Origin of the sequence: Flavobacterium sp. CG_23.5 (assembly GCF_017875765.1) — a bacterium.
Classification (GTDB): domain Bacteria; phylum Bacteroidota; class Bacteroidia; order Flavobacteriales; family Flavobacteriaceae; genus Flavobacterium.
Map to the genome: position 1 here is coordinate 218,698 of NZ_JAGGNA010000001.1, position 24,355 is coordinate 243,052.

21 protein-coding genes are annotated in these 24,355 nt (G+C 33.5%); 10 read left to right on the forward strand and 11 right to left on the reverse strand.

What is annotated here, in order from left to right:
* The first annotated feature begins 214 nt into the window (after window positions 1–214).
* The 8 genes from H4V97_RS00770 to H4V97_RS00805 all read left to right on the forward strand — a co-directional run bounded on the left by H4V97_RS00770 (window position 215) and on the right by H4V97_RS00805 (window position 14,010).
* A complete protein-coding gene (locus tag H4V97_RS00770; RefSeq protein WP_209548668.1) occupies window positions 215–3,196 on the forward strand; it encodes a SusC/RagA family TonB-linked outer membrane protein in 2,982 nt (993 codons plus the stop codon).
* Between the two features lie 4 nt (window positions 3,197–3,200).
* Window positions 3,201–4,673, forward strand: a complete 1,473-nt coding sequence (locus H4V97_RS00775) for a RagB/SusD family nutrient uptake outer membrane protein (protein ID WP_196849652.1) — start codon at window positions 3,201–3,203, stop codon at window positions 4,671–4,673.
* 83 nt (window positions 4,674–4,756) lie between these two features.
* Window positions 4,757–6,139, forward strand: a complete 1,383-nt coding sequence (locus H4V97_RS00780; protein ID WP_196849651.1) for a glucoamylase family protein — start codon at window positions 4,757–4,759, stop codon at window positions 6,137–6,139.
* Window positions 6,140–6,185: 46 nt separating this feature from the next.
* Window positions 6,186–7,172: a hypothetical protein gene (locus H4V97_RS00785; protein ID WP_196849650.1), complete on the forward strand. Its 987-nt coding sequence runs from the start codon at window positions 6,186–6,188 to the stop codon at window positions 7,170–7,172.
* Between the two features lie 134 nt (window positions 7,173–7,306).
* Window positions 7,307–7,939, forward strand: a complete 633-nt coding sequence (locus H4V97_RS00790) for a prolyl oligopeptidase family serine peptidase (protein WP_245345172.1) — start codon at window positions 7,307–7,309, stop codon at window positions 7,937–7,939.
* Entirely contained in the window at window positions 7,936–10,236 is a 2,301-nt protein-coding gene (gene bglX / locus H4V97_RS00795) for a beta-glucosidase BglX (RefSeq protein ID WP_209548670.1), read from the forward strand. Before H4V97_RS00790 ends, bglX begins: the two co-directional genes overlap by 4 nt.
* Window positions 10,237–10,379: 143 nt before the next feature.
* Window positions 10,380–12,476 (forward strand): glycoside hydrolase family 97 protein, encoded by a 2,097-nt coding sequence (locus H4V97_RS00800; RefSeq protein ID WP_209548671.1) that lies wholly within the window; start codon window positions 10,380–10,382, stop codon window positions 12,474–12,476.
* A 154-nt stretch (window positions 12,477–12,630) separates the two neighbouring features.
* On the forward strand, window positions 12,631–14,010 hold the full coding sequence (locus H4V97_RS00805) for a M28 family peptidase (protein WP_209548672.1): 1,380 nt from the start codon (window positions 12,631–12,633) through the stop codon (window positions 14,008–14,010).
* A 32-nt stretch (window positions 14,011–14,042) separates the two neighbouring features.
* On the opposite strand, the gene H4V97_RS00810 is transcribed toward H4V97_RS00805, so the two are convergent.
* The 4 genes from H4V97_RS00810 to H4V97_RS00825 all read right to left on the reverse strand — a co-directional run bounded on the left by H4V97_RS00810 (window position 14,043) and on the right by H4V97_RS00825 (window position 17,720).
* The gene (locus H4V97_RS00810) at window positions 14,043–15,143 is read right to left on the reverse strand and encodes a PAS domain-containing sensor histidine kinase (RefSeq protein ID WP_209548673.1); all 1,101 of its coding nucleotides are present in this window, start codon (window positions 15,141–15,143) and stop codon (window positions 14,043–14,045) included.
* A gap of 251 nt (window positions 15,144–15,394) precedes the next feature.
* The gene (locus tag H4V97_RS00815) at window positions 15,395–16,255 is read right to left on the reverse strand and encodes a hypothetical protein (RefSeq protein WP_209548674.1); all 861 of its coding nucleotides are present in this window, start codon (window positions 16,253–16,255) and stop codon (window positions 15,395–15,397) included.
* Window positions 16,256–16,271: 16 nt separating this feature from the next.
* Window positions 16,272–17,090, reverse strand: a complete 819-nt coding sequence (kdsA, locus tag H4V97_RS00820) for a 3-deoxy-8-phosphooctulonate synthase (RefSeq protein WP_209548675.1) — start codon at window positions 17,088–17,090, stop codon at window positions 16,272–16,274.
* A 177-nt stretch (window positions 17,091–17,267) separates the two neighbouring features.
* Window positions 17,268–17,720 (reverse strand): 2-dehydro-3-deoxyphosphooctonate aldolase, encoded by a 453-nt coding sequence (locus H4V97_RS00825; RefSeq protein ID WP_209548676.1) that lies wholly within the window; start codon window positions 17,718–17,720, stop codon window positions 17,268–17,270.
* Window positions 17,721–17,907: 187 nt separating this feature from the next.
* On the opposite strand from H4V97_RS00825, the gene H4V97_RS00830 reads away from it, so the two are divergent.
* Both H4V97_RS00830 and H4V97_RS00835 read left to right on the forward strand, forming a co-directional pair.
* Window positions 17,908–18,465: a YeeE/YedE family protein gene (locus H4V97_RS00830; RefSeq protein WP_209548677.1), complete on the forward strand. Its 558-nt coding sequence runs from the start codon at window positions 17,908–17,910 to the stop codon at window positions 18,463–18,465.
* A 3-nt stretch (window positions 18,466–18,468) separates the two neighbouring features.
* Window positions 18,469–18,882, forward strand: coding sequence for a DUF6691 family protein (locus H4V97_RS00835; RefSeq protein ID WP_209548678.1), 414 nt, complete (start codon window positions 18,469–18,471; stop codon window positions 18,880–18,882).
* Window positions 18,883–18,930: 48 nt separating this feature from the next.
* On the opposite strand, the gene H4V97_RS00840 is transcribed toward H4V97_RS00835, so the two are convergent.
* From H4V97_RS00840 to H4V97_RS00870, 7 genes are all read right to left on the reverse strand, one after another.
* On the reverse strand, window positions 18,931–19,602 hold the full coding sequence (locus H4V97_RS00840) for a lysoplasmalogenase (RefSeq protein ID WP_209548679.1): 672 nt from the start codon (window positions 19,600–19,602) through the stop codon (window positions 18,931–18,933).
* Window positions 19,603–19,617: 15 nt separating this feature from the next.
* Window positions 19,618–20,883, reverse strand: coding sequence for a sterol desaturase family protein (locus tag H4V97_RS00845; RefSeq protein ID WP_209548680.1), 1,266 nt, complete (start codon window positions 20,881–20,883; stop codon window positions 19,618–19,620).
* Between the two features lie 94 nt (window positions 20,884–20,977).
* Complete coding sequence (locus H4V97_RS00850) at window positions 20,978–21,253, reverse strand: ATP-dependent Clp protease adaptor ClpS (RefSeq protein WP_196849637.1); 276 nt, start codon at window positions 21,251–21,253, stop codon at window positions 20,978–20,980.
* Window positions 21,254–21,292: 39 nt separating this feature from the next.
* Window positions 21,293–21,904 carry a class I SAM-dependent methyltransferase gene (locus H4V97_RS00855; protein ID WP_209548681.1) on the reverse strand — a complete coding sequence of 204 codons (612 nt, stop codon included), beginning with the start codon at window positions 21,902–21,904 and terminating at the stop codon, window positions 21,293–21,295.
* A gap of 17 nt (window positions 21,905–21,921) precedes the next feature.
* Window positions 21,922–22,755: a 50S ribosomal protein L11 methyltransferase gene (gene prmA, locus H4V97_RS00860; RefSeq protein WP_209548682.1), complete on the reverse strand. Its 834-nt coding sequence runs from the start codon at window positions 22,753–22,755 to the stop codon at window positions 21,922–21,924.
* Window positions 22,756–22,864: 109 nt separating this feature from the next.
* Entirely contained in the window at window positions 22,865–23,617 is a 753-nt protein-coding gene (gene tpiA, locus H4V97_RS00865) for a triose-phosphate isomerase (protein WP_209548683.1), read from the reverse strand.
* A gap of 85 nt (window positions 23,618–23,702) precedes the next feature.
* Window positions 23,703–24,200 carry a TlpA family protein disulfide reductase gene (locus H4V97_RS00870; RefSeq protein ID WP_196849633.1) on the reverse strand — a complete coding sequence of 166 codons (498 nt, stop codon included), beginning with the start codon at window positions 24,198–24,200 and terminating at the stop codon, window positions 23,703–23,705.
* Window positions 24,201–24,355 lie beyond the last annotated feature (155 nt).

The window sequence follows — 24,355 nt, forward strand, 5'->3', positions numbered from 1 at the left end:
TATTATTTAAGTAATTTTTTTGCGAAATTACAATACATCATTACTACATCACATCGATGTAGCCTATACCTCATTATCTTCCTTAGCTACTATAAAACATTGATTTTTTCATGTATTTCAACATTTTGATGTATTCATGTAGTAATTCCATTTAGCTTACTATAACGTTGTATTTATCTAATTTGGCTCTACTAACTTAACAAATTATTAATATATGAGAAATTTTATTTTTAGCTTTTTAGCGCTCATCCTGCTTCCAGCCTATATGTCTGGTCAAGTAATCAAGGGAAAAGTATTAGATAAAAACGGAATTGGAATTCCTGGAGCAATGATATTTGCCACTGATTCTAAAACATCGGCTGATACTGATTTTGATGGAAATTTTAATATCAATGCCAAAGTAGGTGAGATGTTAAAAATTAGTATGTTAGGTTTTGATGCATTATCAATGCCTGCAACTTCTAGTCCTATGTCTATACAGATGAAGGAATCTAAGGATACTGAATTGAAAGAGGTAGTTGTAATTGGGTATGGAACCAGAAAAAAATCTGATAACACAGGATCAATTTCACAACTTTCAGCAAGCGATATAACTAAATCTAAAGTTTTGAATGCCACACAGGCGATTCAAGGTAAAGCGGCAGGTGTTCAAGTTATAGGAACTGATACACCAGGTAGTTCTCCTTCACTTATTATTAGAGGGATTGGTACTTTTGGTGCTGATAGAACACCTTTATATGTTGTAGATGGGATTCCTACAAAAAATATCATTAACATAAATTCTAATGATATCGCATCATTTGATGTATTAAAAGATGCTTCTTCATTAGCAATTTACGGTAATCAAGCGGCGAATGGAGTTGTAATTATTACAACTAAAAAAGGAAAAGGTGATAAAACTACTGTGGAATATGATGGCTTTTATGGAGTAAGAACTCCGCTAAAAACTGTAAAAATGGCGGGTTCTAATCATTTTGCTTACTATTCTGATGTGGCAGAGCAAAACACCAGATTTTCTACAAATCAAAAATATAACACCAATTGGTTTGATGAAATTTCAAGATTAGGAACGTATTCCTCAAATAATTTATCATTATCTGGAGCTTCAGAAAAAATCAATTATTTATTCAGTTTGAATTATTATGATGAAAAAGGAATTTTAAACGGTTTGGATTACAACCGTTTTACTTTTAGAAATAATAATGATTACAAGCTTACCGATAAATTAAAAATAACTCAAACTTTGAGTGCATCTATCTCTAAATCTTCACCAAAACCTTTATCAGCATTCACATCAGCTTACAAACAATCACCATTAGTTCCTGTAAAATACCCGAATGGAAGATGGGGAATGCCAATAATTGGTGCTGATGGACAAGCATCTACAAGTGGAGCTTTATTCAATAATGTGGGAAATCCAGTGGCTCAATTAGAGTATTTTACTGAAGAGCAAAAAAATCTATTGTTGCAAGGAAGCCTCGGACTGGAATACAAAATTTTTGATGAATTGAAATTTACTTCAAGAGTAGGTTTGGAATATAATACTTGGAAAAAATTTGCTTACACACCTTCACGTAATCTATGGTTAGCGGCTGATCCTACAAGAAATGTGGCTAATTATTCTGCTTCAGATCCAATTAATGAATTAGTTACTGCAAGAAGTGATTATTTCAATTGGAATTTTGATAATTTCTTGACTTACAATAAGAAATTTGCTGATATTCATGATGTTGAATTAACTGTCGGTATGTCTGCTCAAGAGTTTGGAAGTAAAGAAGAGTTAGACGTAAAAGGTAGAAATGTTCCTGAGAATTCTAATTACTGGAGTTTAAATCAATCTAGTGCTCTTTCTAATAATGTTGTTACTAATCATAGAATTGGAAATCGTAAAAATTTAATTGGGTATTTCGCTCGATTCCAATACACACTTATGGAAAAATATCTTTTTACAGGTACGATTCGTAGAGATGGTTCTTCACAATTTTCATCTGATAACAAATGGGGTAATTTTCCATCATTTGGTTTAGGGTGGGTTGTATCCAAAGAAGATTTCTTGAAAGACAGTAATGCAATCAATTTCTTAAAACTTCGTGGAGGTTGGGGTAGATTAGGAAATCAAAATGTACCTATTAATCAACAAACGTTTAGTTCAGGTTCAGGATATGCTTATGATTTTGGTGGTTCACTATATTCAGGGACTACTATTGGTTCTTTTATTGACCCTACTTTGGGTTGGGAAATTACAGAAGAAGCATCAGCTGGTTTAGACTTTAAAACGATAGACAATAAATTATCAGGATCATTGGATTGGTACAATAAAAAGACAACGAATGTTATTCTTAATGTTACACCACCTTTGACTGTGGGTACAGGAGCAACTCCAGCGCATGCAGGAGAAATTACAAACAAAGGATATGAAGTTGCCTTGCGCTGGGATGATAATATCAATGATAACCTTAAATATTGGGTTGGAGGTAATTATTCGAATAATAAAAACTTAGTGTCTAATGTGTACAATCCATTAGCAATTAAGCAAACTGGTGGAGGAATAGGTAATGGACAATATACTAAGCAATTGGCAGAAGGACAGCCTATTGGTAGTTTTTACTTGTTTGAAGTAGCGGGTTATGATGCAAATGGTAATTTTACTTACTATGACAAAGATGGCATTGTTACATCTACACCGGCAGAAACAGATCGAAAATTCTTTGGTTCTTCTTTACCAACGTATTATTACGGGGCAAATTTTGGTTTAGAATATAAAAATATTGACTTTTCTGTAGATACATACGGAGTAGGAGGAAACAAAGTGTACAATGGAAAAAAAGCACAACGTTTTGGAAACGAAAACATTGAAGCTGGTATAGCTACCGATTTTTGGACTTCTACAAATATTAATGCAGCAAATCCGGCACCGTTTAATTCTGTTCCAATTTCATCAAACTATTACTTAGAATCAGGAGCTTTCTTTAGAGTGAATAACATCACTTTAGGCTATACTATACCTAAATTGTCAAACTCTGTTAGTTCTCTTAGGTTATATGCAAGTGCTATAAATCCTTTTATATCACAAAAATTTACAGGATATTCTCCAGAATTAAATAATGATGGTGACCCAATGGGAATGCAGGGAATAGAGCTTGATGCTTATCCTACATTGAGTTCATTCATTATTGGTGCTAACATAAAATTTTAATAACATGAAAAAAATATTCATACCCATAACTTTAGTAACTATTGCGCTTTTTTCTAATAGTTGTTCTAATGATTTTATTGATGTTGCTCCAACAGAAAGTATAACTGAAGCAGATTTATTGACAGTTTATAATAATGACGATGGAGCTAAGAGTTTTGTAACCGCTATTTATAGTAAGTCTCTGGACTGGAATATGAGTTCATTCTCTTGGAATGGTTTGTCAAGCATGACTTCTGATGATGCTGACAAAGGATCGGATCCTGGAGATTCAGGAGCAGATAAAGATAAATGTGACGCACTTACTCTAGATGCAACTTCGCTATCTGTACAAGATGTTTTTGAGGCTAATTACCAAGGAATAAGCAGAGTTAATATTGCGCTTTTATATCTTCCAAAATTAGATAAAGCAGATGCTGCTCTAAAATCTAGATTAACTGGTGAAGCTAAATTTCTTCGCGCTTTGATGTATTTCAATTTGGTAAGATGCTATGGTGGTGTACCGATTGTAGATCATGTTCCCGTACCTTCTTCTTCAGAAGATACTGATATGACATTGACTAAAAAATCAAAACAAGAAGTATATGCTTTTATTCAAACAGATTTATTAGCTGCAATAGCTGCGCTTCCTGAAAAATCAGGATATGCTGTTTCTGATTTAGGAAGAGCGACTAAAGGTGCTGCTCATGCTTTACTGGCAAAAGTATATTTGTATCAAGGAAACTGGCAAGGTGTAAAAGACCAAACTTCCGCTATAACGGGATATAATTTAGTGCCTAATTATGCAACAATTTGGAGAGAAGCTGGTGAAGACAGCATAGAATCTATTTTTGAAATTCGTGGATATGGTGGGAATCCTTCTCAAGGTATTGAAGGCTATATGGTATCTCAAGGAGCGAGAGGAACTAGTGGCTGGGGTTGGGGTTTCAATACACCTACTTTAGGGTTGGCTAATTCTTATGAAGCTGGCGATGTCAGAAAAGATGCAACTATTGTTTTTGCAGGTGAAACCATGTGGGACGGAAGAGTAGTTTCTCCGCTTGTGGCTAACCCAAGATACAATGAAAAAGCATATGTAAGTAACACTGCAGAAACTTTCAACGGTGATTGGGAAACCACAAAAAACATCCGAGTTTTACGTTACGCAGAGGTTTTATTGATGCAGGCTGAAGCCGCTAACGAAAGTGGAACCGGTGATGTAACTGGTCCATTGAATAAAGTAAGAAACAGAGCTGGTTTAGCAAATACAACGGCAACAGGACAGGCAGGATTAAGAGCTGCCATTAGAGCCGAAAGAAGACATGAATTGGCTTTTGAGCATGACCGATGGTTTGATCTAGTTAGAACAGGTCAAGCAAAAGCCGCTATGGCTGCCGATGGTAAAACTTTTGTGGAAGGAAAACATGAATTGTTTCCTTTACCTCAAAAATTCATTATTCAGGCTGATGGGAAATCTTTACAAAATCCAGGTTATAATTAGAAATTTCTACAATTTCGCCCTTTCTTTTTGAAAGGGTTGGAGTTTGTGGACAATCTATTATACATCATAAAACAAAATCTAAAATGATAAAATTTTCAATTTTAGTTCTGCTTTTTACTTTCCTTGGATGTGACTCTTCTAGTTCCGCTTCAAGCGGTGGTACAGTAGTTACTCCTCCAGTTGTTGTTCCTCCGGTAGTAAAATTATCTGATGAAGAACTAATAGATTTGGTGCAAAAGCAAACCTTCGCTTATTTTTGGAATTATGCTCAAACTAATTCTGGAATGGCAAGAGAACGCTATATTCCTCAAGACCCAAGTTTTGATCAGAATATTGTCACAACAGGTGGCTCTGGTTTTGGTTTAATGGCGATAGTTTCGGCTATGTCCCGAGGGTATATAACAAAAGCACAAGGAACAGAACGATTAAATAAAATAGCTGATTTCCTAGCTACTGCTGATCGTTTTCATGGTGCTTGGTCACATTGGATTGATGGAAACACTGGGCATGTTATTCCTTTTGGAACCATAGATAATGGTGGTGACTTGGTGGAAACTTCATTTTTGACAGCTGGTATGATAACTGTTCGCGAATACCTTAAAAATGGTACAACTGACGAAAAAGCTTTAGCTCAAAAATATGATGTACTTTGGAAAGGAGTCGATTGGCAATGGTATACTAATAATCAGAATAAGTTGTTTTGGCATTGGTCACCTAATTACGCCTGGCAAATGAATTTCCCTCTTGAAGGTTATAACGAGTGTTTGATAACTTATGTTATGGCATCTGCTTCTCCTTCACATGCTATTGCACCAATTGCTTATCATGAAGGTTGGGCCAGAAGTGGCGGAATAGTATCGGCCTTAACAAAATACAATTTGCCTTTGATTTTAAAACACAATGGAGCTCAAGAATTTGGTGGACCATTATTTTGGGCACATTATTCTTATCTTGGTGTAGATCCAAATCAGTTGAGCGATCAATATGCTAACTATTGGGATTTGAATTCGAATCATGTTAAAATTGACTATCTATATTGCGTTGCAAATCCAAAGAGTTATAAAGGATATGGCCCAAATTATTGGGGCTTAACCGCATCGTATTCTAGAAATACAGATGGATCGATCGGTTATGATGCACACATGCCGAGTAATGATAAAGGGATTATTTCTCCAACAGCGGCAATAAGTTCAATTGTTTATACACCGGTAGAATCTAAAGCACTGATGCGAAATTTATATGAAAATTATAAAACAGATACATGGGGCGTGGCAGGATTTTACGACGCTCACAGTCAGCAGTATCAATGGACAGCACAACGCTATTTGGCGATAGACCAAGGACCAGAAATGGTTATGTTAGAAAATTATCGTTCGGGATTATTATGGCAATTGTTCATGAATGCTCCCGAGGTGAAACAAGGTTTAATTAGTCTTGGTTTTCATTCTGGTAAATATGCATTCTAATTAGAATTAAAAATAGAAAAATTAGTAATAATTAAAAATATTAAATATGAAAAATAGTATAAAAATATTCTGTTTAAGTGCTGTATTTTCCATGCAGTTTTTAGCAAGTTGTACTGATAATGTAGATAGCAATGAGCCACTGGATTACCCACCAATTGGGTCTTACAATACTTCTGACGAGGTAAATGCTTCAAATTTAATTGCGAAATGGAGTTTTGAAAATAGCATAGCAGATTCTAAAGGAGGCCTTACCGGAACAGGCAAAAATGTAACTTATACAGCAGGTGCTAAAGGACAGGCGTTTCAAGGTTCTAATATTCAAGAACGTTATGCCGTTTATAATAATGCAACAGCTGTTGGTGCACTAAGTAGCTTCAGTTTTAGTTTTTGGATGAAATCTGGTCAAACCGTTCCTGACGGTGGTGCTCCAGGACAAGGAAAAGGTATTCAAGGAATTTTTTCTTTAGTAAACCCAGCAGGTTTTTGGGGAGGATTGAATTTGTTTCTTGAAAATCCTGATAACTCAAAACCGAATACTCTTCGTTTGAAAATGGGTATCGAAAACAAAAGAGTAGCTTGGGGTGGTCAAGGACCAATTTTTAACATTGAAGGAGCAGTAGATTCTTGGATTCAAGTGGTTTTGACGTATGATGACGTTACAAGTAGATATACAGTTTATAAAAATGGAGAAAAAGGAACTAACAGTATTTACGGAACTCCTTACGGTCCTTTTACGGACTTAAATGGTTCATGCATACTTTATGGTGATAATCCAGGCGGACCTGATGGAAGCAACGGAAATCCTAACAGCGCTCCTTTATACGGTGCCTTAGTTTTTGCTACACCAAATCTATCGCAATTGGTTATTGGGTCAAATCAATTCAGCACTACACCTTCACTTACAACTACACATGGAGATGAAGGTTGGGCAACAGATTATGCCGGTTTATTAGATGAATTTAGAATCTATAAATCAGCTTTGACTTCTTCTGAAGTTAATGCCTTATATAAATTAGAAAGTACAAACAGATAATATTTAATTGTTAAACAGATAGTAAAATTACCTACTATCTGTTTTTATTATATTTTTAAATGAAAAGAAAGCTTCTTTTTCTATTTTTAATTTTAAGTCAATTTTCTTTTTCTCAATCAGAGGTTAATGGGAAAATGAAAACCGAAATCGTTGAAAAACACGAATTAGGTTATGTATTACATATGCCTGCAAATACCAAAGAGAAAAAACCACTGATTATTTTTCTTCATGGTTCAGGCGAAAAAGGAACAGATATAGAAAAAGTGAAAGTTCACGGTCCTTTCAAATACTTAAAAAGCCACGCACTCGATGCTTATATTTTAGCGCCACAATGTCCGGAGAATGAATATTGGAATGAAGAAGTATTGTACCGTTTGATATTAAAAATCCAAAAAGAAAATAATATCGATCCCAGTAGAATTTATTTGACGGGTTTAAGTATGGGAGGATGGGGAGCTTGGAATCTTGCTTTTGCACATCCCGAAACTTTTGCTGCATTAGTTCCAATTGCAGGATTTGTAGACAGAGTTCCGATGATAGAAGATTGTAAAATCAAGAATATTCCCACCCGAATTTTTCATGGTCTGTTGGACGATGTTGTCAATGTCGATTATGCGATTACTATTTATAAAAAATTAAAAACCTGTAATGCCAATGTTGAACTAACCATCTTCGATGATGCGGGTCACGATAGCTGGTCTAAAGTATATGACAACCAAGAAATTTACGATTGGATGTTTAAACAAACAAAAACAGATAAAAAATGAAAACGAAACTAATTATACTGCTCTTGGGATTTTCCCTTTTTGGCTTCAGCCAAAAAAAGACTACCAAGAAAACGGTTAAAATTAAACCCAAAACCGAATTTGTAGCAGAATTAATGTCGAAAATGACTCTGGAGGAGAAAATTGGGCAGCTAAATTTGCCTACTTCGGGAGACATCACAACAGGATCAGCCAGTAGCTCTAATGTCGCTAAAAATATTGAAGATGGTAAAGTAGGTGGTTTATTCAATATCAAATCAGTTCAAAAAATTAAAGAAGTACAAAAGATTGCAGTCGAAAAAAGCCGACTGAAAATACCATTACTTTTTGGAATGGATGTGATTCATGGTTATGAAACCACTTTTCCTATTCCGCTTGGATTGTCTTGTACTTGGGATATGAAACTGATTGAAAGAAGTGCACAAATTGCTGCTCAAGAAGCCAGCGCTGATGGGATAAACTGGACTTTTTCTCCTATGGTTGATATTTCTCGCGATCCGCGTTGGGGCAGAGTTTCTGAAGGTTCAGGTGAAGATCCGTTTTTGGGAAGCCAAATTGCAAAAGCGATGGTACATGGATATCAAGGAGATGATTTATCAAAAAATAATACGATTTTATCGTGTGTGAAACATTTTGCTTTGTATGGTGCGCCTGATGCAGGACGTGATTACAACACGGTTGATATGAGCAGAATAAAAATGTACAACGATTATTTCCCTCCATACAAGGCCGCTGTTGATGCAGGTGTCGGATCAGTTATGGCATCTTTCAACGAAGTAGAAGGAATTCCTGCAACCGGAAATAAATGGTTAATGACCGATGTGTTGAGAAAACAATGGGGTTTTAAAGGTTTTGTAGTTACTGATTTTACTGGTATTAACGAAATGGTTGAACACGGGATGGGCGATTTGCAAACCGTATCTGCTTTGGCATTAAATGCTGGAATTGAAATGGATATGGTGGGTGAAGGTTTCCTTACAACTTTAAAGAAATCATTAGACGAAAATAAAGTAAGTATGGAACAAATTGACAATGCAGTTCGACTTATTTTGAATGCAAAATATGATTTAGGATTATTTGAGGATCCTTATAAATATTGTGATGAGAAAAGAGCAAAAACGGAAGTTTTTACAACCTCAAATAGAGTTGAAGCTAGAAAAATTGCGACTCAATCTTTAGTTTTACTAAAAAACAACAACCAATTGCTTCCGTTAAAAAAATCTGGAACCGTTGCCGTGATTGGACCATTGGCTGATGCCAAAGAAAATATGGCGGGTACTTGGAGTGTTGCTACTAACATGCAAACATCGATTTCATTAATATCCGGAATCAAAGAAGTGGCAGGGAATAGTACAAAAGTGCTTTATGCTAAAGGAAGTAATCTGGATTATGACCCCGCATTTGAAGAAAAAGCAACCATGTTTGGTAAGACTCTACACCGAGATAATAGAACAAAAGAAGAATTATTGGCGGAAGCATTGAAAATTGCCAATCAATCGGATATAATTGTTGCAGCTCTTGGTGAGTCAGCAGAAATGAGCGGAGAAAGCAGTAGTAGAACTAACTTATCCATTCCACAGGCTCAGAAAGATTTATTGCAGGAATTACTTAAAACAGGAAAACCGGTTGTACTCGTTTTATTTACAGGACGTCCTTTGGTTTTGGTTCAGGAAAATGAAACTGTACCAGCTATTTTGAACACTTGGTTTGCAGGAAGCGAAGCGGGAAGTGCCATTGCTGATGTTTTGTTTGGAAATGAAAACCCTTCTGGAAAATTAACCGCTACTTTCCCAAGAAATGTAGGGCAGGTACCTATTTATTACAATCAAAAAAATACCGGAAGACCCTTAGGTAATAAAGAAGGAAAGTTCGAAAAATTCAGGTCTAATTATATAGACGAAAGAAATGAGCCATTATTTCCTTTTGGTTTTGGATTGAGTTACTCCACATTTGACTATTCAAATCTTAAAATTTCATCGGACAAAATGAACTTCAACGAAAAAGTAAACGTTATCGTTGATGTTAAAAATACCGGAAATTATGATGGTAAAGAAGTCGTTCAATTGTATATACGTGATATGGTAGGTTCAGTTACAAGACCGATAAAAGAGTTGAAGGGTTTTCAAAAAATAATGCTTAAAAAAGGAGAAAAACAAACGGTAACCTTTGAAATTTCTGTCGAAGAGTTGAAGTTTTATAATTCTGATTTGCAATTTATTGCTGAACCGGGTGTGTTCCAAGTTTTCGTAGGAACAAACTCCAGCACAGAGAATAAAGTTAGTTTTGAGTTGATTAAATAAATTTGGTTTGTTTATTTTGAGATTCGCCCTTCGATATTTAATATCGAAGGGTTTTTTTAACAAATAAATCGTATTTGTTAAATGTCAGATTATAAAAAAGCCGCTATTTTATTTACTTTTATCAATTCTAAAAAACTATAAAAATGAAACAATTAGTAACACTTTTAGCCGTCTTTACCATGAGTATATTGAATGCACAAAGCATTGAATCGCCTTCCGGTAAAATTGCGATTAATTTCAAATTAGCTGGAAATGGACAACCAACATATTCAGTAAATTACAAAGATAAAGCGGTCGTTCTGCAAAGCGCTTTGGGAATAAAACTAAAGGAAAAACCGGCTTTGGATGCTGGTTTTGAAAGTGTTGGTTCAAAAACAGCCACTTTCAATGAATCTTGGAAACCAGTTTTAGGAGAACAAGCCACTATTGTTAATCATTACAATGAGCTTATAATTTCTCTTATTCAAAAAGAAACCCATGTAAAAATGAATATCATTTTCAGGGCTTTTGACGAAGGAGTGGCTTTCAGATATGATTTTCCAAAACAAGCTGATTTGAATTATTTCATTATTTCTGATGAGGTTACTCAATTTAATCTGACAGAAAATAACAAAGTATTTTGGATTCCGGGGGATTTTGACAGCAATGAATATGAATATAATGAAACGAAACTTTCAGAAATTGATAACTCTAAAATAAACATGAATAATGGTATTGGAGTAAAATCCATTCCAGGAAAATATGTGGTGCAATCCCCTTTGATGATGAAATCGCCATCAGGGTTGTATCTTAATATTTTTGAAGCAGCAGTTGTCAATTATCCGGTAATGCATTTGAATGTTGATGTAAAAAATTACAAATTAAATGCACAATTAGTACCCAATGCCATTGGTGACAAAGCATATTTACAAACGCCTTGTGTTTCTCCTTGGAGAACTATCATGATAAGTAATGATGCTAGAGATATTGTAGGGTCTAAAATGATTTTAAACTTAAATGAACCATCAAAATTAGATGACACTTCTTGGGTAAAACCAATGAAATATATTGGAATTTGGTGGGAAATGCATGTTGGGAAATCAACATGGGATTATGCCGGTTCCCAAAATGCAACTAATTTTGCAGATGCACCAAAAGCGTCAGGAAAGCACGGCGCAACTACGGAGAACACCAAAAGATATATCGATTTTGCAGCCAAAAATGGTTTTGATGGAGTATTGGTAGAAGGTTGGAATGTAGGTTGGGAAGATTGGAATGGAAACTGGAAAGAAGAAGTTTTTGATTTTGTAACGCCTTACCCAGATTTTGATATTGCTGCTATTTCGGCTTACGCCAAATCAAAAAACGTTAAAATGATTATGCATCATGAGACATCAGGTTCTGTCGCTAATTACGAGCGCCATTTGGACCGTGCTTTCGAGAATATGGTGAAATACGATTATCCTGCAGTAAAATCAGGCTATGTGGGTAAAATTATTCCGCGTGGTGAATTTCATGACGGTCAAACTATGGTGAATCATTTCAATTTTGTTGCCAGACGCGCAGCAGATTATAAGTTGATGATTAATTCCCATGAATCTTCAAGACCAACAGGTTACGGAAGAACGTATCCAAATTATATTGCTGCCGAAGCGGCTCGTGGTAATGAGTTTAATGCTTGGAGTGTTGGAAATCCACCAATGCATGAAACGATATTGCCTTTTACAAGACTTTTAGGAGGACCTATGGATTATACTCCCGGAATTTTTGAAATAAAAATGAGTTATTATGACAAAAATAAAACCGAGCAAGTTCATACTACTTTAGCAAAACAATTGGCATTGTACGTGACAATGTATTCTCCGTTGCAAATGGCGGCTGATTTACTTGAAAATTATGAAAAATATCCGGATGCTTTTCAGTTTATAAAAGACGTAGCAGTAGATTGGGACGAAAGTAAATATCTTCAAGCGGAACCGGGAGATTATTTAACGATTGCTAGAAAAGCAAAAGGAAAAGAATCTTGGTTTCTAGGTGCAATCACGGATGAAAATGCCAGAAAATCGGAAATAAAGTTAGACTTTCTTACCAAAGGTAAAAAGTATAAAGCGATCATCTATGAAGATGCCAAAAATGCCGATTGGAAAAATAACCCTATCGCTTATAAAATTAAAACAATAGAAGTGACCAATAAATCAAAAATCAATTTGAATTTGGCACCAGGAGGAGGAACAGCGATTAGTTTCGAACCAATTAAATAGCCATTTCAGTTGCTAAGTTCATTTCCTGCAAGTTGTTATTAACTTGCAGGATTTTTTTTTTTTTGATTTAGATGCCAGAATACTATAATATTGACGAAATTGCGGCATAAATCAGAATAGTATAGAACTATTTAAATACTTAATGCTATAAATTATGAGAAAACTATCTTTTGTAATGCTTATTTTTTTTAATGGAATTACCCTTTTTGCACAAACCAAAGAGGAGCAAACTATCAAAGAAATTTACAAATCTTCATTAACCAATTCAAAATGTTATTCTTGGTTGGATTATTTATCCAATAAAATCGGTTCTCGTTTATCAGGTTCTGATAATGCTCAAAAAGCAGTTTTATATACTAAAGCACAACTTGAAAAACTTGGTTTAGATAAAGTCTATCTTCAAGAAGTAATGGTACCAAAATGGGTTCGAGGTGAAAAAGAAACAGCCTATATTCAAGATAAAAAGAACAAAATAAGTGTGCCAATTTGTGCTTTAGGAAGTTCTGTTGCAACCGCAAAGAGCGGACTAACTGCAGAAGTTATTGAAGTACATAGCTTAGCAGAATTAGCTACATTAGGAACAGATAAAATAAAAGGAAAAATTGTTTTTTATAATCGTCCAATGAATAATGGCGAGATAGAAGCTTTTGATGCATATTCTGGAGCGGTAGATCAAAGATACGGTGGTGCAGAAGAAGCATCAAAATTTGGTGCCGTGGGTACAATAGTGCGTTCAATGAATTTGCGATTGGATGACTTTCCTCATACTGGAAATCAAAGTTATGGTGATATACCAAAATCACAATACATTCCTACAGCAGCTATAAGTACTAACGGTGCCGAATTATTATCTAAAACTTTGAAAAACAATCCAAAATTAAAATTCTATTTCAAGCAATCGTGCCAGCAAATGGACGACGTTTTGTCTTATAACGTAGTTGGTGAAATAAAAGGAAGTGAACATCCAGAAAATATTATGGTGGTTGGCGGACATCTTGATTCTTGGGATTTAGCAGATGGTTCTCATCATGATGGCGCTGGAGTAGTACAAAGTATGGAAGTCATTAATATTTTCAAGAATTTGGGTTATAAACCAAAAAATACTATTCGTGTCGTACTTTTTATGAATGAAGAAAATGGAGGCAGAGGAGGAAAAAAATACGAGGAATTGGCAAAAGCCAATAAAGAAAACCACATTTTTGCTTTAGAAAGTGATTCAGGAGGTTTTAGTCCAAGAGGTTTTTCTTTTGAAGCTGATGATGCTAATTTTAATAAAATAGCAAGTTGGAAAAATCTTTTCGAGCCTTATTTAATACACCTTTTTGTAAAAGGACATAGTGGTTCGGATATTGGGCCATTGACTTCTAGATCGATTGTAAAAGCAGGTTTAAATCCTGATTCACAACGTTATTTTGATTATCACCATGCTTTAAATGATAAATTTGATGCAATAAATAAACGAGAATTAGAGTTAGGAGCAGCAACAATGGCTTCACTGATGTATTTGATCGATCAAAACGGAATCATTAAATAATATAAATGAGTGAGCTAAATTTATTTTTTTCTTTAATATTTAAAAGAAATAGTAAATTTAGCTCCTTCATTAATTTTACTTTCTACAACGATACGGCCACCAAGACTGGTAATATGATTATAAACTAAATATAGTCCTATACCATTACTGTCACTATGACTGTTATTATGGAATTTTTGATGTAATCCAAAAATTTTATCTTTTACTTTATCCAAATCAAAACCAAGACCCTCATCACAAAATATTAATTGATTTATTCCATTAACTTTCTTAGAATAAACGGAAATAGTGGGGACCGAATCTGGTTTGGCATATTTTATTGAATTCGTCAATAAATTCAGAAAAATACTTTTTAGATAGGCTTTATTAAAATTTATGTTTTCAAGCGCTGAGAAATCAACATTAATGACCGCTTTGGAATCTTTTATTAAAGAAGTTATCGATACAAGAACATCGTGTAAGGACTCGTTTAAATTTAATTCTTCGATTGAAGTAGTCAAATTTTCATTTTGAGACAGTGTTTTTATAGAGTCATTTAAAGTTTCTTTTAAATTTTCCGTGGTAATTTTAAGTATTTCTACAAATTCAAGCGTTTCCGGATCATTAATTTTAGAAACATCAATAAGTCCGAAAATGGAAAGTAAATTGTTAATAGGAGACTTTAAATCATGTGACGTTTTATGTGTTAAAAGCTTGAGATCCTTATTGATTTTTGTAATATTGGAAAGAAGTAAATTTCGTTCCTCTTCAATTCTTTTTTTATCCGTAATATTTTTTGCTATCGCATAAACTAACCGCTCGTTTTCTACAGGCATGGATGTCCAAGATAACCAAACAATTTCCCCAGCTTTCGTTAAATACCGATTTTCAAAATTTAATAGTGGTTTATTTTTATATACTTGTTCTCGAGTTTCAATCGTGGCTTTAAGATCTGGTGCATAAACAAAATCAGTTATAGGTTTAGAATATAGTTCCTCATCACTATACCCTAATAATTTTGAAACTGCAGGATTAATTCTTTTAAAATATCCATCAAATCCTGCAATACAAATAAAATCGGCTGATATCTTAAAGAAATTATCAAAGTGATATATTCCCTCTAAATCAGGATTTAAATTGCTGTTTTTAGTCATTTTGCTTAATAAAATTTATATGTGAGATTTCGAGCTAGTATAAAATTTTGTACTTATTTAATTAATACTTAAAGATTAAACAAACTTTTTAAATCAAAATTAGACAATATAAATTATAATATTGTTAATTTTCATTAGAAACCTAGGATAAAAATTTGAAAGAATAATATTATTTAATAATAAGAAAATGATTTTTAAAAAAAAGGCTATCAATTTTGTTGACAGCCTTTTTTTATGCGATTTTAATTAATTTAGATTTTAAAAATCCCTCCCAAGGCAATTATTCTTTGAAAAAAGAAAAAGTCTTGAGAAGCGCTGTCTTCTATGCTTTGAGTAGTTCTAATGTCTTGCATATTAATATAACCTGCTTTTAATTCTCCTTGAACATAAAAATGTTTTAAAAAAGTGATATTTAAACCTGCTTTTAAAGAGGTTCCATAACCCGATATATGAAAATCATCATTACGTGGTTTCCCTAAAAGTGTTGTATTTGTTTTTGGATACAATAATCCAACTCCTACACCTTCAGTCAAATTGATTTGAATCTTATCAGTATTTCCAATTTTGAATAATGACGAAATATCATCATGCCTCGAAAACTCTGTGTTTACATAATTCAATCCATCTGTATGTTCGTACATTAGAAACTTCTCCGTAACAATAGTAGGAGTATTGCTGTAAGTACCATTGTAATCTGATCCCGAATCGGTTAATGGAAGACTGATTGTTCCGGTCATATTGACTGTCTGGTTTTGTGTCAATACATATTTCATATGATCCATTCCAATAGCAATACTGTAATGGTTATTAATGAAATATCCCATTCTAAAATTAGTTTGAGGGATAGTCATTTTAGTAGGATTTATATAATCTACGTGCCAGCCTTTTGGTTTGTCATGAGCGATTGCATTATCAAGAGTGAAATTGTAATCTTTCCCTGTAAAAGTTATGTCAGAATTACTGTAAGAATCTCGGTTTCCTCCCCATGAGATAAAGAATTTTCCTTTATTATTGTTAGTATATCTATCTTTTATTTTAAGTTGTTCTTGAGCTACAATATTTTTCGAAAAACACAGTGAAAAATATGCAGAAAATATAATTATATTTTTCAACGAATTTTTATTTAATTTAAAATTGATTTACGGTTTTTCTGATTGCAACTAACTTGGTCATTAATCCTTCAAAATAGTCTAAATGCAGCATATTTGCCCCGTCACTTTTTGCATTAGCGGGATCAAAATGTGTCTCTATAAAAATCCCATCCACGCCTACAGCAATTCCGGCTTTGGCAATTGTTTCAATCATATCAGGTCTTCCGCCTGTTACTCCAGCCGTTTGGTTGGGTTGTTGTAACGAATGTGTTACATCAAGAACCGTAGTAGCATATTGTTGCATTGTAGGAATTCCTCTAAAGTCAACAATCATATCTTGGTAACCAAACATAGTTCCACGATCTGTAACCATTACGTTTTGATTGTTACAATCCAAAACTTTTTGCACGGCATGTTTCATGCTTTCAGGACTCATGAATTGCCCTTTTTTCAAGTTTACCACTTTTCCAGTATTGGCAGCTGCCACAACTAAATCAGTTTGGCGAACAAGAAAAGCAGGGATTTGAAGAATATCAACATATTGCGCAGCCATTTCTGCATCTTCATTGGTATGAATATCTGTTACGGTTGGAACACTAAAAGATTCTGATACTTTTCTCAGTATTTTCAATGCTTTTTCGTCTCCAATTCCAGAAAAACTGTCAATTCTAGAACGATTAGCTTTCTTGAATGAACCTTTAAAAACGAAAGGAATTTGCAGTTTGTCAGTGATACCAATTAATTTTTCAGCGATACGCATTGCCATTTCTTCACCTTCAATAGCGCAAGGTCCAGCCAGTAAAAAAAAGTTACCACTTTCAGTATGTTTGATTTGTGGAATATGTTGTATGTTCATAGTAGTTATTTTTGAAAGTGCAAAGGTAGTTAGGATTTGCGATTTACAAATTAATTTAGATTAATATTATCAAGTATTAGGAGCTGATTCCTTCTATCCGTTTCAATCTTTTCCTTTTTAAATAAAAAAGGAAAAGGATTTTTCACTTCTATAAGGGCTAGGGCAGTCGTCTATATTTTAATTTTTCTTTAAACTAAGACCTACAGGAACCATTAAAATTCCTTTTTCGTAAATATTCAAATAGAGTTTTACAGGTTTTTTTTGTCCATCCCATTTTAGTTCATAAACGTCTAGAAATCCAGCACCTAATTCAGTTCTTTTCGAGGGGAAAGGACAACAGCTTTCTAATTTTGTATACGTGATTTTTTCGCCTTTTGGTCCTGCTAAAGCATTCAAAAATCGTTGTTGATTAATGGAGTCTTCCTTGGTATTTCTATAAAAAATATTGATGGGATAATCTTGATCGTAGCCGTATTTTTTGTCTTTGCTGAATTCTGTGATTACAAATGTATTGTCTTTGGATAACATAAGAGCAGGAGCGTTGTCATCAATGTTTTTCAACGTAGATTTTGTACTCATGCAAGAAGCGGTAACAATCAGTATTGCGATATAAAGTGCAGTTTTTTTCATGTTTTTTAATTAATCTTTATAGGTGAAATTTATTTGGTAATTATCATACAAATATAAAAAGAACTTTAAATGATTATTACAAGAATCAATTAGTATTTTGAATTTGAATCCTTCTTTTATTTCTAATGTAACATTTCTCACATAGATTTAGTGAAATGCTTCATATATTTGCAAAAAAAGAATCTATATGAATATTATTTTTCAAACTTGGCCTTGGTATGTTTCAGGGTTTTTGATAGGAATGATTATGCTTTCTCTTATCTATTTCGGGAAAGTTTTTGGGATGTCATCTAATTTGCGTTCGTTATGCTCTATAGCAGGAGTAGGGAAATATGTCTCTTTCTTTAATTTCGATTGGAAATCACAACGATGGAATTTACTGGTTGTGGTAGGGGCCATGTTGGGTGGTTTTGTAGCTGTACATTTTATGAGTGATCCCTCGAATGTCGACATAAACCCAAAAACTATCGCTCAGTTAGCACAATTAGGAATTGACGCACCAAATGGAAAACTTATGCCGGAAGCACTATTTGGAACACAAATTTGGCAATCTCCAAAAAGTATTCTTATCCTATTAATTGGAGGAATTCTAATCGGATTTGGAACTCGTTATGCCGGCGGTTGTACTTCAGGTCATGCCATATCAGGCTTGAGTAATTTGCAGCTTCCTTCTTTGAAAGCTGTTATCGGATTTTTTATTGGAGGTTTAATCATGGCACATTTTTTATTACAATTAATTTTTTAGCATATGAACATATTAAAATATTTACTTGTTGGTTTTGTTTTCGGAATTGTACTTACAAAATCAGAAGCAGTTTCTTGGTATCGCATTTATGAGATGTTTCAATTTCAATCGTTTCACATGTACGGAATTATTTCTGTAGCAATTGCAACGGGTGTGATTGGCATTCAAATTATAAAAAGAAACAATATTAAAGACATAAAAGGACAACCAATAGAAATTCTTGATAAAGAAAAAGGCTCTTTCCGTTATTGGATAGGAGGAATATTTTTTGGACTAGGATGGGCGCTTGTAGGTTCTTGTCCAGGACCTATCTTCATCCTGCTTGGCGCTGGTTTCTGGAGTGTTCTATTAGTGCTTTTTGGCGCTTTGTTGGGTACTTTTATTTATGGAGTAATGAAAGATAAATTGCCTCATTAATCATTCTGAATTGACATTTAAAATAGCATTTTCTAAAAAAAGAAGATGCTATTTTTTTTTGTTTAATTTTAAAATACCAACAACGATTAAATACTGTGCCGCTATATACGTGGACATAATCAGGAAAGAACTAAATTTAAGGGGTTCATAAAACTTATCAAAAGCCATGATACTATCAGAACTTACAAAAATAACTGCACCTAGTAAAATATACATTCCAGCAGGTTTGCTCCATTTCAAATAGCCTTTAAATGCAAATAAAAGCATAGTTGACAGCACTATAGCATAGACAAAGACAGGAATTTTTAGATCACCCAAACTTGGTAATAAAACGGATAACATAGCCATTAAATAGACTATTATAACTGTAATGCCCACCCAAAAAACAGCTTTGTTTCTTGTTGAATTTATTCTTAATTGTTTGCTGAACAAAATGATGTAAGCAATATGGGAGATTAAAAAGGAAGCCAATCCAACTATAAAGTATAGCTCTCCTTTGTCCGCAAACATTAAAACTACATCACCAATCCAAGAAAAAGTCAAGGCTATTAATAGGAATTTTTTTGATGGAAAATCTCCACAAGTGTAAACGGCTAAAAAAAGAAAAGGAATCAAAAAAGGTTTTAAGAACCAAGAAATGTCCTCTCTTTCTAAAATAATTAATAAAAGATAAACGAAACTAATTCCTATATAGGCTTTGAATGATAACGTACTTCTCATGAATTATTTTTAGGATTATGATAAAACTACTTTTTCTTTTTCGAAATTTACACTTACAAAGTAGAGCGTGGCTATTAAGGATAACGTGAGATATCCAATAATAATATAATTTGCGTACGGGAAAAGCTGATTCATTGAAAACCAGTCACCAAAATAAGTGATAATGGAGATTCCAAAAATAAATCGGATGCTTTCCCAAAATATTGAAATCTTTCGAGTATCCATCAATTCCGTATAACTGTAAACAGTGACAAAGATGAAGGCTCCATATACAAATACATTTGGTAAACCAATTATGGCAATAGAATTATAGAGATAAGTAATAAATAATAAAGTAATTATGGCTTGAAACATTGACCAAATCATTAGTTTTTTAGAGTGATTTGTGCTGTATTTTTCAAAATCATATACGTTCGTGATTTTGTGTACTGGGTATTTTTCTTCAAAATTTTCTGGACGCCAACCGGTTGGTTTAAACCAAATGGTAAATTTGTCTTTCCAATTTTCAGCACGCCAAGCATCGGTAATCATTAACCATAAATGTTGAAAGTTTATTCGAATGGGATTCCAGGTTTTTGCAGGTCTCGTGATTCCAAAAACAGGAGGAACCGTTTCTAACTCTTCCTGAAAAGTTCCGAACAACTTGTCCCAAATAATAAATATTTGAGAATGATTTTTATCCATATATTCTGGGTTGATAGCATGATGCACCCTGTGATGAGATGGTGAAACGAGTATGTTTTCAAGAAAACCGATTTTTTTTATGTGTTTCGTATGATACCAAAATTGAAGAAATAGATGTACAGGAAGCGTAATTGCAATGACTTTAGACGGAACGCCCAGCAACGCTGCAGGAATCAATAAAAAGGTAAATAAATTAACAAAACTCGATACTGGCTGACGCAAAGCACACGCTAAGTTAAACTCTTCACTGCTGTGATGTATAGCATGTTTGTTCCATAAAAAATTAATTTGATGTGACAAGCGATGACTCCAATACCCATAAAAATCGATAGCTATAAAACCAATTATATAAGCCATGATGGTAGCCTCCAAATGGAAAATGGCAATTTTTGAAGCAATCCAATCATAGGATATTAGGGTAATACTAAGCCCCAAAACATCCTTCACAGAATTGACCATTCCTGAACTTACGCTCGAAATAGAATCCATATTAGGAGCCGTGTTTTCTCCTTTATAATGTCCATAAAGTTTTTCTAATATAATTAATATTAAAAAAATGGGCATCACAAACACTAAAATTTTACCGTATTCTACCATATAAGTCTAATATTTTTTCAAATATATAATAAAACTATATGTTTTTTAAATTATAGTGAATAATTTTGCAAAAGGCTAATTGTTTTAGTTTTGGTTATACAATTTCTGCACTCAATCCTGCTTCGAGTAATTGACTGCATTGCGGTTTTAGTTTGTCATAAGGACCCGTTTTTACCGTACATTTTCCATTATAATGCACGATTAAAGAACATTGTTCTGCTTGTTCGGCCGTGTGTTGGCAAACACGTATAAGAGTATCTATTACGTGATCAAAAGTATTTACATCATCATTATAAACTACAATTTCGTTATTTATTGATGTAACTTCTTTCTTGCTGACTTTTTCTCTTACTTTTTCTTTGGTACTCATTTTTATGTAATTGGGGTTTAAATAAAAATACAGTTTGATTTATCTTCTCCTAAAAATACAAAATATAAAATTTTGTATAGTTTCAAAAGGCGTTTTGTGATCTTCGTTAATGCATTTTAATTTTTCAAATTCTTTCTGAAATTGATTTTCTAAACTTGTTTCGGTGTACTGTTTTATCTCAAGTCCGCTACATTTGCTAGGACCTTCTTCAGAAAATGTGCCAATAATTAAATATCCGCTAATCCATTTTTGAGCTATTTTAACATATTGATTTATCTGATCCTCTGTAATCAAGAAATGAAAGGTAGCCCGGTCATGCCAAATATCATAATTGGTGTCAGGTTCAAATTCAGTGATATCTGAAACGATCCATGTAACCCTGTCAGCTTTATCTCCCAAACGAATTTTAGCTCGTTCTAACGCACTAGCCGATATGTCTAAAACAGTTAAATTTTCGTAACCTTGTTCTAATAGAAAATCAACTAGTTTACTGTCGCCACCTCCAATATCTATAATTTTTGCCGATTTACCCAAATTGGTTTCTCGAATAAAATCAAGAGAAGTATGAGGTTTTTCTTGTGTCCAACTTACTTCATTGGGCTGTTTAGTTTCATAAACAGTTTCCCAATGATTTTTTCTACTAATTTCCATCTATCTGATATTCAGTACTAAATTACGTATTTTAAAGAAACCCAATTATTTTTTTGGAACTTTTTAACATAATGTAGACCTTTTTCCGTACAAGAAGAGTCTATAAACGGGATGTCTTCTTCATAAAAACCGCTTAATAAAAGAGTTCCTTTTGGATTCAAACAATCAAAGTAACTTTGCATGTCGTTCAACAGAATATTTCTGTTAATATTCGCTATAATTAAATCGTATTTTTTGTCTTTTAATAAAGATGCATCTCCTTCATAAACTGTAATGTGTTTACAATTATTGCGTTCCGCATTTTCTATAGAATTCAAATAACACCAATTATCGATGTCAATGGCGTCAATTGGTTGTGCTCCCTTCATTTCGGCAAGAATAGCTAAAATTGCTGTTCCGCAACCAATATCCAACGTTTTCATTCCTGTAACATCTATTTCTAATAAATGCTGAATCATCATGTGTGTAGTCTCATGATGACCAGTTCCAAAACTCATCTTCGGTTCGATTACAATATCAAATTCGGCATCAGTTTTTGGATGAAAAGGGGCACGAACATGGCAATTTCCTTCTACATCTATAGGTTCAAAATTCTTTTCCCATTCCTCATTCCAATTCACTTGTTCGATTTCCTCAAAAGTATAGTCAATTTTAAATTCCTCAGATTGCAAAATGTAAATATTATCTAGAATAGTTTCATCCCATAAATCTTTTTGCACAAAAGCAGAAATACCAGTTTCCGTTTCTGCAAAACTTTCAAATGCTTTTTCGCCTAATTCGGCAATTAATATTTCCGAACCTAGTTCTTTTGGTTCGATGGTAAAATGATAACCTATATATATGTTTGACATGTTTATTTTTTTGCAAAGGTAGTATTATCTATTTCTATTGGATAATGAAAACCAAAAAAAAAGAGGTTCGAATAATTTCAAACCTCTCTTTAAACTTTATTTAATTTTTTTAAATAGCATTTACAATAGCTATGAAATCATCAGCTTTTAGTGCGGCTCCACCTATAAGACCTCCGTCTACATCTGGTTTCGAGAAAATTTCTTTCGCATTTTCAGGTTTAACGCTTCCACCATATAGAATTGATACATCTTCAGCAATATCACTTCCAAAAGCTTTACGAACTGTTTCTCTAATGAATTCATGCATTTCTTGCGCTTGTTCTGGAGAAGCAGTTTCTCCTGTTCCTATAGCCCATACTGGTTCATACGCCAAAACTATATTTCCCCAATCTGATGCTTCAATACTAAATAAACCATCTTTTAATTGATTTTCAACAATATTAAAATGATTCTTAGATTGACGGTCTTTTAATTCTTCGCCAAAACAAAAGATAATGGTCATGTCATGTTCCAAAGCTGAATTTACTTTACTGGCAATTAATGCATCTGTTTCATTAAAAATAGCTCTTCGTTCTGAATGCCCAAGAATTACGATATTTACACCTACACTTTGCAACATATCAGCAGAAATTTCACCGGTAAAAGCGCCACTTTCCGCTTGATGCATATTTTGGGCAGCCACATCAATGTTTGTGAATTCCAAATGATCAACAGCAGAAGCCAAATTAACAAAAGTAGGAGCAACTATTACTTGTGCTGTAGTTTCAGTTGGTATTTTAGCGATTAGCTCATTCAATAGATCTTCAGTTTGCTCTGCATTTTTATGCATTTTCCAGTTTCCTGCTACAATCTTCTTTCTCATCTTAGTACTTATTATATTTAGTTTTTAGTTTTTTTAACAGTAAAAATGGCATTTATTTTTTACTTAACCACCGATATTGACTTTCTTATTTCAATTTTTTTAACGTTTCATTTATTTTGTCAAAATCAGTTTCTATGGCACGATATAAAACAATTTTTCCTGTTTTGTCTAAAATAATATATCTTGGAATCCAATCTAAATCTATAGCTTTTCCAAATACTCCTTTCATTTGATCATTTGCCATGAAGTGATCTCCTTTTAATTCGTGTTTTTCAACACCCATTTTCCATTTGTCAGCTGCTTTGTCCATAGAAATGAAAACATAAGCAACGTTAGGATTATTTGCTTGTAATTCTTTAATTTTAGGCATTGCTTTTACACAATCACCGCACCAGGAAGCCCAAACTTCTATTACAAGCGTTTTTCCTTTATATTTTTTTATGATATTCTTAAAAGCAACTTGACTTCCATCAGGAGATAATAATGTTTCTGATAATGCCTTTTTTGAGAATTTTGTCTTTTGTTGCGCGTTGGTACATGAAAATGTTGCGATAACAATTAATAAAGCGAATATTTTTTTCATTTGTTTATAATTTTAGTAAAGTTAGAAAAAGAAATGGAATGAGATATATAGAATATCGAATTTTGAAAGCAGAATCTCAAAACCCACAAAATAATATCGTTATAGTTAATAAAAAAACTGATAATCTTTATTTTACAGTTGTTTACTATTGTTCC

What these genes read in the sequence shown, in the direction of transcription:
- H4V97_RS00770 (WP_209548668.1), top strand. Translation starts at nt 215, where the DNA reads ATGAGAAATTTTATTTTTAGCTTTTTAGCGCTCATCCTGCTTCCAGCC.
- H4V97_RS00775 (WP_196849652.1), top strand. Translation starts at nt 3,201, where the DNA reads ATGAAAAAAATATTCATACCCATAACTTTAGTAACTATTGCGCTTTTT.
- H4V97_RS00780 (WP_196849651.1), top strand. Translation starts at nt 4,757, where the DNA reads ATGATAAAATTTTCAATTTTAGTTCTGCTTTTTACTTTCCTTGGATGT.
- H4V97_RS00785 (WP_196849650.1), top strand. Translation starts at nt 6,186, where the DNA reads ATGAAAAATAGTATAAAAATATTCTGTTTAAGTGCTGTATTTTCCATG.
- H4V97_RS00790 (WP_245345172.1), top strand. Translation starts at nt 7,307, where the DNA reads ATGAAAACCGAAATCGTTGAAAAACACGAATTAGGTTATGTATTACAT.
- bglX (WP_209548670.1), top strand. Translation starts at nt 7,936, where the DNA reads ATGAAAACGAAACTAATTATACTGCTCTTGGGATTTTCCCTTTTTGGC.
- H4V97_RS00800 (WP_209548671.1), top strand. Translation starts at nt 10,380, where the DNA reads ATGAAACAATTAGTAACACTTTTAGCCGTCTTTACCATGAGTATATTG.
- H4V97_RS00805 (WP_209548672.1), top strand. Translation starts at nt 12,631, where the DNA reads ATGAGAAAACTATCTTTTGTAATGCTTATTTTTTTTAATGGAATTACC.
- H4V97_RS00810 (WP_209548673.1), bottom strand. Translation starts at nt 15,143, where the DNA reads ATGACTAAAAACAGCAATTTAAATCCTGATTTAGAGGGAATATATCAC.
- kdsA (WP_209548675.1), bottom strand. Translation starts at nt 17,090, where the DNA reads ATGAACATACAACATATTCCACAAATCAAACATACTGAAAGTGGTAAC.
- H4V97_RS00825 (WP_209548676.1), bottom strand. Translation starts at nt 17,720, where the DNA reads ATGAAAAAAACTGCACTTTATATCGCAATACTGATTGTTACCGCTTCT.
- H4V97_RS00830 (WP_209548677.1), top strand. Translation starts at nt 17,908, where the DNA reads ATGAATATTATTTTTCAAACTTGGCCTTGGTATGTTTCAGGGTTTTTG.
- H4V97_RS00835 (WP_209548678.1), top strand. Translation starts at nt 18,469, where the DNA reads ATGAACATATTAAAATATTTACTTGTTGGTTTTGTTTTCGGAATTGTA.
- H4V97_RS00840 (WP_209548679.1), bottom strand. Translation starts at nt 19,602, where the DNA reads ATGAGAAGTACGTTATCATTCAAAGCCTATATAGGAATTAGTTTCGTT.
- H4V97_RS00845 (WP_209548680.1), bottom strand. Translation starts at nt 20,883, where the DNA reads ATGGTAGAATACGGTAAAATTTTAGTGTTTGTGATGCCCATTTTTTTA.
- H4V97_RS00850 (WP_196849637.1), bottom strand. Translation starts at nt 21,253, where the DNA reads ATGAGTACCAAAGAAAAAGTAAGAGAAAAAGTCAGCAAGAAAGAAGTT.
- H4V97_RS00855 (WP_209548681.1), bottom strand. Translation starts at nt 21,904, where the DNA reads ATGGAAATTAGTAGAAAAAATCATTGGGAAACTGTTTATGAAACTAAA.
- prmA (WP_209548682.1), bottom strand. Translation starts at nt 22,755, where the DNA reads ATGTCAAACATATATATAGGTTATCATTTTACCATCGAACCAAAAGAA.
- tpiA (WP_209548683.1), bottom strand. Translation starts at nt 23,617, where the DNA reads ATGAGAAAGAAGATTGTAGCAGGAAACTGGAAAATGCATAAAAATGCA.
- H4V97_RS00870 (WP_196849633.1), bottom strand. Translation starts at nt 24,200, where the DNA reads ATGAAAAAAATATTCGCTTTATTAATTGTTATCGCAACATTTTCATGT.